Origin of the sequence: Sphaerotilus sp. (assembly GCF_031429695.1) — a bacterium.
Taxonomy (GTDB): Bacteria; Pseudomonadota; Gammaproteobacteria; order Burkholderiales; family Burkholderiaceae_C; genus Sphaerotilus.
In genome coordinates this window covers 1-15,602 of the sequence record NZ_JANPAB010000072.1, presented here as the reverse complement: position 1 = coordinate 15,602, position 15,602 = coordinate 1, and the positions used below count along the sequence as shown (strand labels likewise).

Genomic DNA, 15,602 nt, shown 5'->3' with positions numbered 1-15,602 from the left:
CCGGGCATGATAGGCAGGTCACCTCCTCACCGACTGCGACCGAACTCACACAAGGTAACGGGCCGCCGCGCGGGCGTGAACTCCTTCACCGCCCGCGGCCCCCCTGACCGGGCGGTTCAGCCCGTGTGCAGATCAGCCCATCAGCAACTGCATGCTTTGCTCGTACTCGCGCGTCAGGCGGTCAAAGCGTTCGAGCAGGGCCTCGCTGGCGGCGGCCAGCGTCACGCGGGCGACCGGCGTCGCGCCTGCGCGCACGGCAGCGAGCATTTCCTGCCAGTGCAGTTCCGCCGCGGCCGTGCCCTCGCGGATGGCCGGGGTCGACAGCGGAATCTCCCGGAGATAGGCCAGCCCGCGCTCGAAGGCCTCGGCGGTCGGGGCCAGTTCGGCCGGCAGTGGCTCACCTGCCGACAGCGTCGGTCCCTCGCGCAGCAGCGCCAGCTTGGCCAGCCGCTGCGCCAGCATGCGCTGGCGGCCGGAGACGTTGATGACGTGCAGCGTCGGCGCGAGTCCGGCGTTTTCGAGCGCCTGTGTCAGGCGATCGGACAGCTCCAGCAGCCGCTCTGCGTCGTGGTCGAGTGCCGCAAGCCGCGACGCCACCGGCACATTGACCAGGCTCGCGTGCACCTGCGCCCAGGTTGCCTGCACCGCGTCGATCAGGTCGCCAAAGGTCGGGCGCGACAGCGCGCGGTCCAGCAGTTGCAAGCTCTGGTCGATCTGCGCACCCGAGTCGGCCAGCAGCGCACGCGAGCCCGCCGACTCCACGCCCGTGGCCGCCAGCGCATAGAGCTTGACGATGCGCTGCGACAGCATCCGCAGGCGGCCAGCGCGGTTGATGGCGTCGCCGTAGTGGGCGGAGTCGATGACCTGCTGCGAAACCTGGCCGATGCGCTGCTTGGCATTCATCGACGCCGAGCGCAGCAGCCGGAACGCTTCGTCCTCGTTGACCTGCCGCGCCGACATCAGCAAGCCCTTGGCCCGGTCCACCAGCTTGCGCTCCTCGAAACGGCGCTTGAGGTCGGCAAGTTCCTCGCGCAACTGGCGGGTCTGGCGGTAGCGGGCGATGCTGACCTGCACCAGCGGACGCAGCCGGCTGGGCGCATAGCCGTTGACGATCCAGCCGTCGATGCCCACCGCCAGCGCCGCCTCCATCGTCTCGGCGCGCACATCGCTGGTGAACACCAGCACCGGCGTCGGCACTGCCGCTTCGAGCAGGCGCACCGCCTCGAACAGCGCCTCATCCGGGTGCGGCTCCCAGACGACGATCAGGTCCGGTGCATGGCGCACCGCCTCGCGCACCATCTGGGCGCAGGTGGCACGGGTGCAGACCTGCAGACCGTTGGACTCCAGATCGGTGACGAGCGTGGGTGCGTCAGGCAGCGCGGGGGCAATGGCAAGGAGATTGATCATGTGGCAACGCACAAAGCAGACTTCAGGCCAGCATCGTGGCATGTTTTGTGCAGTGCAACGTGCAGTAGAACCATCCGCTGCTCAATCGCCGCCAAGCCATGTCCACTTTCAAAACTTTCCTGCGCGCCGGCCACGGGCCCACCCTGTTTTCGGCCTTCTTCTACTTCGCCTTCTCCTGCTGCATCTGGGTGCTCAACGGGGCGATGGCGCCGTTCATCACGGAAACCTTCAACCTGACCCCCGCCCAGCGCGGGCTGATGCTGTCGATCCCGATCATCGCGGGGGCCCTGATGCGCTTCCCGCTGGGCATCCTGTCCCAGTACATCGGCCGCAAGAACGCGACGCTGGTGGAGATGGGGCTGATCGCCGTGGCGATGCTGTACGGCTACTTCATGGTCCACACCTTCGACGACCTGCTGGCGATGGGCGTGCTGCTCGGCGTGGCGGGGGCGAGCTTCGGTGTGGCGCTGTCGCTCGGCTCGGGCTGGTTCCCGCCGCAGCACAAGGGGCTGGCGATGGGGCTGGTCGGCGCGGGCAACGTCGGCACCGCGGTGTCGGTGCTGGTCGCGCCGCCGCTGGCGCAGTGGCTGGGTTGGCAAGCCGTGTACGGCGTCGCTGCCGCCGCGATCCTGCTGCCGATGGTGGTGATGATCGTCTTCGCCAAGGAGCCGCCCGACGTGGACAGGCACGCCGGTTTCCGCGAACACATCGCCTGCCTGTTCGAGAAGGACGGCTGGGTCTTCAGCCTGATCTACGGCGTGACCTTCGGCGGCTTCATCGGGCTGATCACCTTCCTGCCGTCGTACTACTACGAGCAATTCGGCGTCAGCAAGGTGCAGGCGGGTCAGTTGACGATGCTGGCGGCCTTCATGGGCGCGGCGGTGCGGGTGGTGGGCGGCTGGCTCTCCGACCGCTGGGGCGGTGTCAACACGCTGACGCTGGTGCTGGTCGCCGTGGCGGTGACGCTGACGCTGATCGGGCTGTCCACCAGTTCGCTCGCGCTGACCACCCTGCTGCTGATCGCCTGTTTCGCGGCCCTCGGCGCAGGCAATGGCGCGCTGTTCCAGCTGGTGCCCTTGCGCTGGCCGACCAGCACGGCGGTGGCCGGCTCGATGATCGGCGAGATCGGTGCGCTCGGCGGCGGCCTGGTGCCCAACGTCATGGGCGCGTCCAAGCAATACCTGGGCACCTACGCCTGGGGCTTCGTGGTGTTTGCGGTGCTGGCGCTGGTCATGCTCGGCGTGATGCGCGTGATGCAGATCCGCTGGACCCGCACCTGGGCGGAAAAGGGTGGCCGTGCCCGCAGCCACAGCCACGGGGCCGCCGTCTCAGCGCGGTAAGAACAGCAGCCAGAAGATCAACAGCAGGTTGAAGGCGACGGACACCAGGCACGCCACCTTCCACAGCAGCGCCGGATCGCGCATCGCCAGCGGTGTCGCTCCCAGCGCATTCAACGGCCGCGACGCCCCCCGCTCCAGCGCCAGCGCGAACTCTTCCGCTGTCTCGAAACGCTGCCGGGGATCCCGCGCCACGGCCTTCAGCACCACATGGTCGAGCCAGATCGGCACATCCGGGCGCATCCGCGACGGCGGTGTCGGGTCGCACCGGTAACGGCCGGTCTGCCACGGTTCGATTTCGCCGTAGGGCAGCTTGCCGGTGAGCCACTGGTAAAGCGTCACCCCCAGGGCAAAGAGGTCGCTGCCCGCATCCGCCGGCTGGCCGTGGTCGCCCTGCCATTGCTCGGGGTTCATGTAGCTGGGGGTGCCGGCGTGCAGGCTGCGCATGGCCGCCGGCTCGCGCCCCGACACGGCCACACCCAGATCGAGCACCCGCCACTGCCCGTCGTCGCCCAGGTGCAGGTTGCCGGGCTTGATGTCGCGGTGGACCACACCAAGTCGGTGCATGCGCCCCAAAGCGCGGGTAAACGCCAATCCGCCCTGCACCACATCGGGGACTTCGCTGCGGTAATCGGGCTGGGCAAGCTGCTGCTCCAGCGTGTGGCCGCTGTGCCAGTCGAACACGGTGTAGAACGCGCTCGGGTCGTGCACCTCGCGCACCCGCACAAAGCCCTGCCCTTCGCGCTCGGTCACGCGCAGGCCCAACCAGGCTTCGTGGGCCAGCATCGCCTGCTCTTCGCGGTCGCTGGCGCGCGATTCGTGCAGCGTCTTGATGGCCACCAGCGCCCGTGTGGTCGCCTCGCGCGCCTGGTAGAGCCGGTGGACCCCCGTGTCGGCCACCATCGCCGTGACGGTGTAGCCGTCGAGCACATCACCCACCTTCAGCCGCCCCGGCACAGGCAGTTGCCGCGCCCGCGACTGGGTGTCTTCCAGTCGCAGCGGGGCCAGGCCCATAACTTGCATGACTACCGCTGTGACGTTGTCCTGACTGCCTGCAGCCAGTGCCGCTTCCACCAGCGCCTCACTGGCGGTCTGGGCCGAAGTGGTGCTGGTGGGTGAGGTCAGCAAGGCGCGCAGCCGATCCGGCTTGAGCACCCCATGCACACCATCGCAGGTGAGCACGAAGGTGTCCCCGGTGTGCAGCTCGCCTTGCAGGTAGTCCACGCGCACCGTGAGGTCAAGGCCGACCGCACGCGTGAGCTGGCTGCGGAAGTCGGGGTGATCGAGCGCGTGGTCCTGGGTGAGCAGTTGCAGCTCGCCGTTGCGCAGCAACCAGGCCCGGGTGTCGCCAACGTGGGCGACGGTCCAGGTCTGGCCTTGCAGCGCGAGGGCGGTCAGCGTCGTGAGTGCCGCCCGGCGGTCGTTGCCCGCACCGTTGCGGCGGCGGTTGTGGTCGGCGAGCCAGGCGTTCTGGGCAGCGATGAGGCGGTCAAGGACGACCGTGGTTTCCCAGGTGGGCGGTGCGGCGTGGAAGTCCTGCACCAGGCTCATCACGGTGGTCTGCGCGGCTTCGCGACCCAGCCCACCGGCCGAGACACCATCGGCCACGGCGGCGATCAGCCCCCGTCCCTCCTCGTGTGCATCGGCGCGCACGACGGCCGCGAAATCCTCGTTGTGCTCGCGCAGCCCCGTGGCACTCGTGTACCCAATGTTGACTTCAAAGCTCATTGTTCGCCATCGTGGTAACAAAAGCAGCCATTTAACAGTAATTCCACGAAATCTCAAGGAGTCCGTGATGAAGAAGATGAAACTCGTGATGGTCGGCAACGGCATGGCCGGTGTGCGCACGCTGGAAGAACTGCTGAAGATCGCCCCGGACCACTACGACATCACCGTGTTCGGCGCCGAGCCGCACCCGAACTACAACCGCATCCTGCTCTCGCCCGTGCTGGCCGGCGAGCAGACCATCGACGAGATCATCCTCAACCCGCTGAGCTGGTACGCGGACAACGGCATCACGCTGCACCTGGGCGCCAAGGTCACCGACGTGAACCGCGCCCGCCGCATCGTCACCGCCGTCAATGCGCAAGGCGAGACGATCGAGGCCGAGTACGACCGCCTGCTGATCGCCACCGGCTCGAACCCGTTCATCCTGCCGGTGCCGGGCAAGGATCTGGACGGGGTGATCGCCTACCGCGACATCGCCGACACGAACACCATGATCGAGACGGCCAAGACGCACAAGCACGCCGTCGTCATCGGCGGCGGCCTGCTGGGGCTGGAAGCGGCCAACGGGCTGATGCTGCGCGGCATGCAGGTCACGGTGGTCCACATTTCCGGCTGGCTGATGGAGCGCCAGCTCGACGACGTGGCCGGCAAGCTGCTGCAGAAATCGCTGCAGGACCGCGGCCTGAAGTTCGAGATGGGCGCCCAGACCGCGGCGCTGATCGGCGACCAGGACGACGGCAAGGGCGGGCGTGTGCTGGCGGTGCAGTTCAAGGACGGCCGCGAAATTCCCGCCGACCTGGTGGTGATGGCCGCCGGCATCCGCCCGAACACGGACCTGGCGAAGAAGATGGGCCTGCTGTGCGACCACGGCGGGCGCGGCGGCATCGTCGTCTCCGACACGCTGCAGACCGTCACCGACGCGCGCATCTACTCGATCGGCGAGTGCGCCAGCCACCGCGGCATCGCCTACGGGCTGGTGGCGCCGCTGTTCGAGCAGGGCAAGGTCTGCGCCACGCACCTCGCCGAGTTCGGCATCGGCCGCTACACCGGCAGCCAGACCAGCACCAAGCTCAAGGTGACGGGCATCGACCTGTTCTCGGCCGGCGATTTCACGGGTGGCGAGGGCTTCGAGGAAATCCTGCTGTCGGATCCGGTCGGCGGCGTCTACAAGAAGCTGGTCATCAAGGATGACAAGCTGGTGGGCGCCTGCCTGTACGGCGACACGGTGGACGGGAGCTGGTACTTCAAGCTGCTGCGCGAAGGCCGCAAGGTCCACGACATCCGCGACCGGCTGATGTTCGGCGAATCCAACATCGGCGACGTCGGCCATGAGGGGCACAGCAAGGCCGCCGCGATGGCCGACAAGGACGAGGTCTGCGGCTGCAACGGCGTCACCAAGGGCACCATCTGCAAGGCGATCAAGGACAAGGGGCTGTTCACGCTCGACGAGGTGCGCAAGCACACGAAGGCGAGCGCGTCCTGCGGCTCCTGCACCGGGCTGGTCGAGCAGCTCATCATGTTCACGGCCGGCGGCGACTACAGCGCCACGCCGAAGAAGAAGGCGATGTGCGGCTGCACCGACTTCAGCCACCAGGAAGTGCGCGACGCGATCCGCAAGGAGCACCTCGTCAGCCACGCCGGCATCTACCAGCGCCTTGGCTGGAAAACCCCGAACGGCTGCACCTCCTGCCGTCCCGCGATCAACTACTACCTGCTCAGCACCTGGCCGAAGGAAGCTCTGGACGATCCGCAAAGCCGCTACATCAACGAGCGCAGCCACGCCAACATCCAGAAAAACGGCACCTACTCGGTCATCCCGCGCATGTGGGGCGGCGAGACGACGGCGGCTGATCTGCGCCGCATCGCCGACGTGGCCGACAAGTACGCCATCCCGACCGTCAAGGTCACGGGTGGCCAGTGCATCGACCTGCTCGGCGTGAAGAAGGAAGACCTGCAGGGCGTGTGGGCCGATCTGGGCATGCCGTCCGGGTTCGCCTACGCCAAGTCGCTGCGCACGGTGAAGACCTGCGTGGGCAGCGAGTGGTGCCGTTTCGGCACGCAGGACTCGACTCAGATGGGCAAGGATCTGGAGCGCGCACTGTGGGCGATGTACTCGCCACACAAGGTGAAGCTCGCTGTTTCGGGCTGCCCGCGCAACTGTGCGGAAGCGGGCACCAAGGACGTGGGCATCATCGGCGTGGACTCCGGCTGGGAGCTGTACGTCGGCGGCAACGGCGGCATCAAGACCGAGGTGGCGCAGTTCTTCGTCAAGGTGAAGACGCCGGCCGAGGTGCTGGAGCACGCGGGCGCCTTCCTGCAGCTCTACCGCGAGGAAGGCTGGTACCTGGAACGCACCGTGCATTACATCGACCGCGTCGGGCTGGACTACGTCAAGGCCAAGGTGGTGGACAACGCCGAGCTGCGCAAGGAGCTGTGGGAGCGGCTGCAGTTCGCGCTGGATGGGGCGGCGGACCCGTGGCTGGAGTCGGCCAAGGCCAGCGTCGATACGCGGCAGTTCGAGCCGGTCGCCGTGTCCTGACAGGTTTCTTTTTGATATTCGAGGTTTTGGTATGAGTGACTGGAAATCCATCTGCACCGTCAACGACATCCCCGTGCTGGGCGCGCGCCGCGTAGCCCGGCCGGGTTCGTGCGATGTCGCCGTGTTCCGCAACAGCGAGGACAAGGTGTTCGCGCTGCTCGACCGCTGCCCGCACAAGGGCGGCCCGCTGAGCCAGGGCATCGTCTTCGGCGAGAGCGTGGCCTGCCCGCTGCACAACTGGACCATCGGTCTGGACAGCGGCTGCGCCAAGGCGCCCGATGAAGGCTGCACACCGCGCTTCGCGGTCAAGGTGGAGGGCAACCAGGTGTTCCTCGACGCCGAGGAGTTGAACACCCTGGCGATTGGCGAATTCGCCTGAGGCGCCCGCCCACGCTCCGAAGACTTCCACCTGTGACCCTGCGCATGACCGATACCAAGTCCACCTGCCCCTACTGCGGCGTCGGCTGCGGCGTGATCATCGAGTCCGATGGCGCGCAGATCACCGGCGTGCGCGGCGACCCGGACCACCCGGCCAACTTCGGCCGGCTCTGCACCAAGGGCAGCACGCTGCACCTGACCGCCAGCGCCCCGGTGACGATGGTCACGCGGCTGCTGCAACCGCGTTTGCGCCGCACCCGCGGTGGCGCGGCCGAGGTGATCGACTGGACCTCGGCACTGGATCTCGCCGCCGACCGCCTGGCCGAGACCGTGCGTCGCGACGGGCCGGACGCGCTGGGCATCTACCTCTCCGGCCAGTTGCTCACCGAGGACTACTACGTCTTCAACAAGCTCGCCAAGGGCCTGCTCGGCACCAACAACGTCGACACCAACTCGCGGCTGTGCATGTCCAGCGCGGTCGCCGGCTACAAGCGCACGCTTGGCGCCGACGCCCCGCCCTGCAGCTACGAGGACTTGGCCCACGCCGACACGGTGTTCATCACTGGCAGCAACACGGCCTGGGCACACCCGATCCTGTTCCGCCGGCTGGAGGATGCCCGCAAGGCCAAGCCCGACCAGCGCTGGATCGTCGTGGACGTGCGCCGCACGGAGACGGCGGAGACGGCGGACCTGTTCCTGCAGATCCAGCCGGGCACCGACGTGGCGCTGTACCACGGCATGCTGCACGTCATGCTGTGGGAGGGGCTGACCGACCCGGCCTGGATCGCCGCGCACACCAGCGGCTTCGACGCGCTGCGCGACACCGTGCGGGCGTGGACGCCGAAGGAAGCCGCCCGCGTCTGCGGCATCAAGGAAGAGGATCTGGTGCAAGCGGCCCGCTGGTTCGCACAAAGCGACCGGCGCGGCAGCGGCACCACGCTGTCGCTCTACTGCCAGGGCCTGAACCAGAGTGCGTCCGGCACCGACAAGAATGCCGCGCTGATCAACCTGCACCTCGCCACCGGCCAGATCGGCAAGCCCGGCGCCGGCCCCTTCTCGCTCACCGGTCAGCCCAACGCGATGGGCGGGCGCGAGGTGGGCGGGCTGTCCAACCTGCTCGGCGCGCACCGCGACCTGGGCAACGCCACGCACCGCGCGGAAGTCGCCGGCCTGTGGGGCGTGGCCGATGTGCCGGCGACTCCGGGCAAGAGCGCCATCGAGATGTTCCAGGCCGCCGCCGACGGCCAGATCAAGGCGCTGTGGATCGTCTGCACCAACCCGGCGCAGTCGCTGCCGGACCAGGCGATGGTGCGCCGCGCGCTGGAGCGGGCCGAGTTCGTCATCGTGCAGGAGGCGTTTTCCACCACCGCGACCGCCGCGTACGCCGACCTGCTGCTGCCCGCGACCACCTGGGGCGAGAAGGTCGGCTCGGTCACCAACTCCGAGCGCCGCATCAGCCTCGTGCGTCCGGCCGTGAAGGCACCGGGCAGCACGCGCCACGACTGGCAGATCGGCGTGGACATCGCGCGCCGGCTGGAAGCCCGCCTGCCCGAGCGGCTGAACGGCCAGACCACCCTCTTCCCCTACGACACGGCCGAATCGGTGTGGAACGAACACCGCGAAAGCACCCGCGGCCGTGACCTCGACATCACCGGCCTGAGCTTCGGCCTGATCGAGCGCGACGGCCCGCAGCAATGGCCGATGCCCGAAGGCACTTCGACCGGCAAGGCGCGGCTGTACGAGGACGGCGTGTTCCCGACCGACGACGGCCGCGCCCGCTTCTCCGCCGCCGAGTACCGCCCCGTGGCCGAGCCGCGGGATGCGCGCTACCCGTTTTCGCTGACCACCGGCCGCCTGCGCGACCAGTGGCATGGCATGAGCCGCACCGGCACGCTGGGTCGCCTGTTCGGCCACGTCGCCGAACCCGTGGTCGAGATGCACCCGACCGACGTGGCGCGGCGCGGTCTGACGGACGGCGAGCTGGTCGAAGTGCGCTCGCGGCGGGGCAGTCTCGTGCTGCCGATCCAGGTCAGCGAGTCGGTGGCGCCGACGCAGGCATCGATCCCGATGCACTGGGGCGAGGAAGTCCTGGGAGGCACGGACGACAAGGGCGTGGCGCGCCTGGGCATCAACGGCGTGACGCTGCCCGCTTATTGCCCGACCTCGAAGCAGCCGGAGCTGAAGCACACCGCCGTGCGCATCGAGCCGGTCAAGCTGCCGTGGCGGATGCTGGGTCTGGCGTGGTTGCCACAGGAGGACGCGCTGAAGGCCCGTGAGGCACTCAAGGCACTCATGCCCGAGTTCGGCTACGCGATGGTGCTGCCGTTCGGGCGCGAACCGCACGCGGACGGGCTGGCCGGGCTGATCTGGCGCGCTGCAGCCGCCGCGCCGATGCCGGAAGAGCTGGTCAAGCGCATCGAAGCCCTGCTCGGTCTGTCGGGCAGCGACACGCTGGTCTACCACGACCGGCAGCGCGGCCAGTACCGCGCCGTGCAGATGCAGACCGTGGGCGCCGACCGGCTGCTGCGCGGCGTGCTGCTGGCCGGCGACACGCGGGCCGAGTCGTGGATCAAGACGCTGTTGCAGGACGAGTTGCCGGCGCAGTCCTACGGCCGTGCGCTGCTGACCGGCAGCCCGACCGCACCGGTGCCGGTGCAGGAGCGCGGCAAACAGGTCTGCACCTGCTTCAACGTCACCGAACCGCAGATAGTGCAGGTGCTCGGCCGTTGCAGCGGCAGCGTCGAGGAGCGCATGGCGCAACTGCAGGGCGAGCTGAAATGCGGCACCAACTGCGGCTCCTGCCTGCCGGCGGTGCGGGGATTGGTGAAGGGGGCCATGGCGGTGGCGTGACAATCCACGGTATGCCCGACACGCCATCGCCAGCGGACGACCACGTCCGCCCCTACGTCTACCAAGACCAGGCGCGCACCGTCCGCGCCCTGCACTTCTCGCTCAGCGAAATCCAGAGCCGCATGCGCCTGGACGATCCCGACGGACTGGATCTGGCGTACACGCAGCGGATGATGGGTTTCCTGCTGTGGACTCCCCGACCGGCGAGCCTTGCGATGATCGGGCTGGGGGGCGGCTCGCTGGCGAAGTTCTGCCACCGGCATCTGCCTGACGCCACCCTGCTGGCGGCCGAGATCAACCCGCATGTGATCGCCTTGCGCGACGAGTTCGGCATTCCGGCCGACAGCGAGCGGTTCCGCGTGGTGTGTCTGGACGGCGCGGTGCTGGTGCGCGAGCCACCGCAGCGCTTCGACGTGCTGCTGGTGGACGGCTTCGACTGGGAAGGCCTGCCCGAGGCGCTGTGCTCGCAGGCGTTCTACGACGACTGCGCCAGCGCGCTCACCGACACCGGCTGGCTGGTCGCCAATCTGCCCAGCAGCGCCAGCCAGCCGCTGTTCGACGTGCATGTGGCCCGCATCCGTCAGACCTTCGGTGCGGATGCGGTGCTGGTGGTCGGCGATGGCGAACGGGGCACCAACAGCGTGGTCTTCGCCTGCCGGGACGCGCTGGCGCTGCGGCGCAGCGACATCACGACACGCCGCCCCGCTGGCTTCGATGTCTCCGCCTGGCGCGCACTGCAGCCAGCCATGGCGGCCGTGCGGCGGGCGCTTTTGGCGCAACAGGTCGACACGGGCACCGATTGAACCTGCCGACGACAATCTCTCCATGACCATCGCCCCCTACCTCAAGACCATCGGCCGCGGCAAGGACGGCGCCCGCTCCCTCACCCGCGCGCAGGCACTCGACCTGATGACCCGCATCCTTGACGGCCGCGTCAGCGACCTCGAACTCGGCGGCTTCGCGCTGGCGATGCGCATCAAGGGCGAGTCGGCGGACGAACTCTCGGCCTTCGTCGAGGCCGCCATGGTCCACACGCTGCCGCTGGTGGCGCCCTCGCCTGCGGTGCTGCTGCCGTCGTACAACGGCGCGCGCAAGCTGCCCAACTTCACGCCGCTGCTGGCGCTGCTGCTGGCCCGCGAGGGCGTGCCGGTGCTGGTCCACGGCCCGATCGACGACCCCGGCCGCGTCACCAGCGCGGCGATCTTCACCGCGCTCGGCCTGCCGCCTGCGGCCGACGCCGAGCGGGCCGCAGCGCAGTGGGCGCGCGGCGAGCCGGTGTTCATGTCGCTTGAAACCCTCAACCGGCCGCTGGCGCAGTTGCTGGCGCTGCGCCGCGTGCTCGGCCTGCGCAACAGCGGGCACACGATTGCCAAGATCCTGCCGGTGATGCCAAGCGCGCTGCGGGTCGTCAACCACACCCACCCGGAGTACGCGGTGAGCCTGTCGCAGTACCTGCGCGAGAGCAGCGCAGATGCCGTGCTGATGCGTGGCACCGAGGGCGAGCCGGTGGCCGATGCACGCCGGCAGCCACGGCTGGATGTCTACCGGGCGGGCGTGCTGGACCCGGACAGGTCGGTGGCGCCGCAAGAGGGCGTGCTGGTCGAACTGCCGGTGCTGCCCGCCGCGATCGATGCGGGAACCACTGCCGAGCACATCCGCGCAGTACTGAATGGCCAGATTCCGCTGCCGGCCTCCATCGCACGGCAGGTGCAGTGCCTGAGGGACGCGCTGCCGCGCTGAATCGGATTCAGTTCAGCGCAGTGGGCGGGTCAGCGGATGGACGTTGCCGGTCGGCCGCTCGGTGCGCAGGTCGTAGCTCTCGGCGCCAGACTCGCGCAGGATGCGGCCCTCCTGGACAACGATCACATCTGTACCGGTGAGGAAAGCAATCTGCCGCGAGATTTCCGCAGCCCGCTTGAGGGCGGAATACGCACCAAGCACTTCCGGTGCGATGTAGTTCTGGATCAGGCTTCCGTTCTTCATGCACCACTCCAGTCCACCAGTCTCGGCACTGGGCCTGCATTGTCGAAGTGGACCCAGAGGTCCACCAGATCCTTGTAGACCGCGTGGAAATTGTGCAGCCCCGCCTCGTAGCGACGGCGCACCACATCGTTCGCCATGCGCATGCCGCCCTGGCGTACACGCTCGTTGACCCGGTGCTGTGCCACCTCGTAAGACGGCAGAGACAGGAACACCATCTGCACCACATAGCCCTTGCTGCGCCAGTCGGGGATCAGGCCGGCGTAGTCCCGGCTGCGCAGCGAGGTCTCGAAACCGAAGGTTTCGCGCAGCCGCAGCATGTCCTGGATGGTCATCTGCATCAGCTTGCTGGCCCGCACCGCCATGCGCTCCGGCGCGAATGGCGACAGACCCTGGGCAATCAGGTCCGCGTCGATGAAGTTCTTGCAGGCCGCTTCCTGCGGCAGATATTCCTTGGCGAACGTGGTTTTTCCTGCGCCCGGCGGGCCGGCAATGATGTGGATGCGAGGCATATCCCGTTCGCTTCAGGTAGATGATTTGAACTAATTATGTAACTTGTCGTGACTTTTGCCTCTTGATATTCTGAAGAAGAACTGACCCCCTGACGAAAAAAAACCCCGCTCGAATGGGCGGGGCGGGAGGCCGGATTTGCCGGCCGAATCCGGTAGATCCGGCTTATTTGGCGGTAACCAGGTCCTTGATCTGCATCAGGGCAGCCGGATCTTCCATGGTTGTCAGATCACCGGCATCGCGGCCTTCACAGACGGCCTGGATCGCGCGGCGCAGCACCTTGCCCGAGCGCGTCTTGGGCAGCACGGTCACGAAACGCACGCGGGCCGGGCGCGCCACGGCGCCGAGCTGGGCATCGACGACCTTGAAGATCTCGGCTTCCAGCTTGCGTTCCTCTTCGGCAGTCGTGACGCGGCTGGCATCCTTGACCACCACGAAGGCCATGGCCACCTGACCCTTGAGCTGGTCGGCCACGCCCACCACGGCCACTTCGGCGACGTTGGCGTGGCTGGAAATGCTTTCCTCGATCTCGCGGGTACCCAGGCGGTGGCCAGCAACGTTGATCACGTCATCGGTGCGGCCGAGGATGAAGTAGTAGCCATCCGCATCGCGCACGCCCCAGTCGAAGGTGCTGTACATCTGCCGACCGGGGATGCTGGTCCAGTAGGTGCTGACAAAGCGTTTGTCATCGCCCCACACGGTTTGCAGGCAGCCCGGCGGCAGCGGGCCTTCCACTGCCACGACGCCCTTCCTGCCCGGTTCGGTAATCGTCTCACCCGTGGCCTCATCAATGAGCTTCACGTCGTAGCCGTACACCGCCTTGCCGGGTGAGCCGAAGCGGCTGGGCGCCGCCTCCACACCATTGCAGATCGCCATGATCGGCCAGCCGGTCTCGGTCTGCCAGTAATTGTCCACGATCGGCTTGCCCAGCGCCTCGGCGATCCACTTGGCGGTCGGCTCGTCCAGCGGCTCGCCGGCCAGGAACAGCGCCTTCAGGCTGGACAGGTCGTACTTCGTCAGGAAGGCCGGATCCTGTTTTTTAAGCACACGCACGGCGGTCGGCGCCGAGAACATGACGGTGACCTTGTACTTCTCGACCAGGCTCCACCAGATGCCGGCGTCGGGGCGGATCGGCAGGCCTTCGTACATGATCGTCGCCATGCCGCCGATCAGCGGGCCGTAGATGATGTAGCTGTGGCCCACCACCCAGCCGATGTCGCTGGTCGAGAAGTAGGTCTCGCCGGGGTTGCCCATGTAGATGTGCTTCATGGACGCGGCGAGTGCCACCGTGTAGCCGGCGGTGTCGCGCTGCACGCCCTTGGGCTTGCCGGTGGTGCCAGACGTGTACAGGATGTAGGACGGGTGGTCGGAAGCGACCCACTCGCACGGGACAACGGCGTCCATGCACTGCGTGCGCAGCGTGGCGTAATCCACGTCGCGGCCTTCGACCTTGGCATACGGCGCCAGACCCCGATCGACCATCACGACCGCAGCCGGCTTGCTGCTGGCGAGACTGATGGCTTCGTCGAGCAAGTGCTTGTACGGCACGCTCTTGCCACCGCGCATGCCGGCGTCGGCGCTGACGATGACCTTCGGCTGCGCGTCGTCGATGCGGCTGGCCAGCGAGTGGCTCGCGAAGCCGCCGAACACCACCGAATGGATCGCCCCGATGCGCACGCAGGCCAGCATCGCGAACGCCGCCTCCGGGATCATCGGCATGTAGATCAGCACGCGGTCGCCCTTGGTGACGCCCTGCGATTGCAGGATCGCCGCCATGCGCTGCACTTCGCCGTGCAGTTCGCGGAAGCTGTAGGTCTTCTCGGTATTGGTCTCGGTGGAGACGAAGATCAGCGCATTCTGGTCAGCGCGGTCCTGGAGGTGCCGGTCGATCGCGTTGTGGCACAGGTTGGTCTGCCCTCCCACGAACCAGTTGGCGAAGGGCGGGTTGCTGTAGTCGCAGACCTGCTCGAAGGGCTTGTGCCAATCGATCAGCGCGGCTTGCTCGCCCCAGAAGCCTTCGCGGTCTTCGATGGAGCGGCGGTGAAATTCGGCGTAATTGGTGTGGGCGGTCATGGGCTGTCTCCTGAATTCTTAATTCAAAATCATGCGGCTGACAGGGGACTGTCAGCCGGTGCCTGCCATGACCAGAAACTCAGCCGAGCGCGGCGATCACCTCGGCCGGCGCCTGCACCAGCTCGATCAGCACGCCCTCGCCGCCGATCGGGAACTCATCGCTGGCCTTGGGGTGGATGAAGCAGATGTCGAAACCGGCCGCGCCCTTGCGGATGCCGCCCGGGGCGAAGCGCACGCCGTTGGCCGTCATCCACTCGACCGCCAGCGGCAGGTTGTCCACCCACAGGCCGACGTGGTTGAGCGGCGTGGTGTGCACGGCAGGCTTCTTGTCTACATCCAGCGGCTGCATCAGGTCGACTTCGATCGCGGTCGGCCCCGTGCCGAGAGCGCAGATGTCTTCGTCAACGTTCTCGCGTTCGCTCACGAAGGTGCTCTTGACCGACAGGCCGAAGATGTCGACCCACAGGTTCTTGAGCCGCTGCTTGTCAGTGCCGCCGATGGCGATCTGCTGGATGCCCAGGATCGTGAATGGCTTTTTCATGGTGGTATGTCCTCGGGCTCGTGTCAGACGAAACGCAGGATCGGCTGGTCGACCGACAAGCTCTCGCCCTTCTTGGCCAGCACCTCGGCGACGACGCAGTCCTGCGTCGCGACGAGGATGTTTTCCATCTTCATCGCCTCGATGACTGCCAGCTTTTCACCGGCCTGCACGGTCTGACCGACCTGCACCGGCACGTCGGCCAGCAGCCCCGGCATCGGCGAAAGCAGGAACTTGCTGGTGTCCGCCGGCGCCTTGTAGG

At 67.5% G+C, this 15,602-nt stretch carries 13 protein-coding genes; 6 read left to right on the top strand and 7 right to left on the bottom strand.

Annotation, left to right across the window (positions count from 1 at the left end):
* Positions 1-132 precede the first annotated feature (132 nt).
* Positions 133-1,407, bottom strand: coding sequence for a type IV pili methyl-accepting chemotaxis transducer N-terminal domain-containing protein (locus RMP06_RS14140; protein ID WP_310462423.1), 1,275 nt, complete (start codon positions 1,405-1,407; stop codon positions 133-135).
* A gap of 98 nt (positions 1,408-1,505) precedes the next feature.
* Here RMP06_RS14140 and RMP06_RS14135 point away from each other — a divergent pair, with 98 nt between their 5' ends.
* Complete coding sequence (locus tag RMP06_RS14135) at positions 1,506-2,747, top strand: MFS transporter (protein ID WP_310462422.1); 1,242 nt, start codon at positions 1,506-1,508, stop codon at positions 2,745-2,747.
* Here the strand turns inward: RMP06_RS14135 and RMP06_RS14130 are convergent.
* Complete coding sequence (locus RMP06_RS14130; protein WP_310462421.1) at positions 2,736-4,472, bottom strand: bifunctional protein-serine/threonine kinase/phosphatase; 1,737 nt, start codon at positions 4,470-4,472, stop codon at positions 2,736-2,738. The two genes, RMP06_RS14135 and RMP06_RS14130, sit on opposite strands and share 12 nt — an antisense overlap.
* A 67-nt stretch (positions 4,473-4,539) precedes the next feature.
* Here RMP06_RS14130 and nirB point away from each other — a divergent pair, with 67 nt between their 5' ends.
* Genes nirB through ybiB form a run of 5 tightly spaced genes read left to right on the top strand, consistent with a single transcriptional unit; the run spans position 4,540 to position 11,979 of the window.
* Positions 4,540-7,011 (top strand): nitrite reductase large subunit NirB, encoded by a 2,472-nt coding sequence (gene nirB, locus RMP06_RS14125; RefSeq protein ID WP_310462420.1) that lies wholly within the window; start codon positions 4,540-4,542, stop codon positions 7,009-7,011.
* Positions 7,012-7,042: 31 nt separating this feature from the next.
* On the top strand, positions 7,043-7,390 hold the full coding sequence (gene nirD, locus RMP06_RS14120) for a nitrite reductase small subunit NirD (RefSeq protein WP_310462419.1): 348 nt from the start codon (positions 7,043-7,045) through the stop codon (positions 7,388-7,390).
* Between the two features lie 44 nt (positions 7,391-7,434).
* Positions 7,435-10,239, top strand: a complete 2,805-nt coding sequence (locus RMP06_RS14115; protein WP_310462418.1) for a nitrate reductase — start codon at positions 7,435-7,437, stop codon at positions 10,237-10,239.
* Between the two features lie 11 nt (positions 10,240-10,250).
* On the top strand, positions 10,251-11,042 hold the full coding sequence (locus RMP06_RS14110) for a class I SAM-dependent methyltransferase (RefSeq protein WP_310462417.1): 792 nt from the start codon (positions 10,251-10,253) through the stop codon (positions 11,040-11,042).
* A 22-nt stretch (positions 11,043-11,064) separates the two neighbouring features.
* Positions 11,065-11,979, top strand: a complete 915-nt coding sequence (ybiB, locus tag RMP06_RS14105; RefSeq protein ID WP_310462416.1) for a DNA-binding protein YbiB — start codon at positions 11,065-11,067, stop codon at positions 11,977-11,979.
* 12 nt (positions 11,980-11,991) lie between these two features.
* Here the strand turns inward: ybiB and RMP06_RS14100 are convergent, their stop codons facing one another.
* The 5 genes from RMP06_RS14100 to RMP06_RS14080 all read right to left on the bottom strand — a co-directional run.
* On the bottom strand, positions 11,992-12,222 hold the full coding sequence (locus tag RMP06_RS14100) for a hypothetical protein (RefSeq protein WP_310462415.1): 231 nt from the start codon (positions 12,220-12,222) through the stop codon (positions 11,992-11,994).
* Entirely contained in the window at positions 12,219-12,731 is a 513-nt protein-coding gene (locus RMP06_RS14095) for an ATPase (RefSeq protein WP_310462414.1), read from the bottom strand. The genes RMP06_RS14100 and RMP06_RS14095 overlap by 4 nt, the downstream gene beginning before the upstream one ends.
* A gap of 163 nt (positions 12,732-12,894) precedes the next feature.
* Positions 12,895-14,802, bottom strand: coding sequence for a propionate--CoA ligase (locus tag RMP06_RS14090; protein WP_310462413.1), 1,908 nt, complete (start codon positions 14,800-14,802; stop codon positions 12,895-12,897).
* Between the two features lie 79 nt (positions 14,803-14,881).
* Positions 14,882-15,343: a VOC family protein gene (locus RMP06_RS14085; RefSeq protein ID WP_310462412.1), complete on the bottom strand. Its 462-nt coding sequence runs from the start codon at positions 15,341-15,343 to the stop codon at positions 14,882-14,884.
* Positions 15,344-15,366: 23 nt separating this feature from the next.
* The coding region (locus RMP06_RS14080) for an acyl-CoA carboxylase biotin carboxyl carrier protein subunit (RefSeq protein WP_310462411.1) at positions 15,367-15,602 on the bottom strand (236 nt) is incomplete at its 5' end.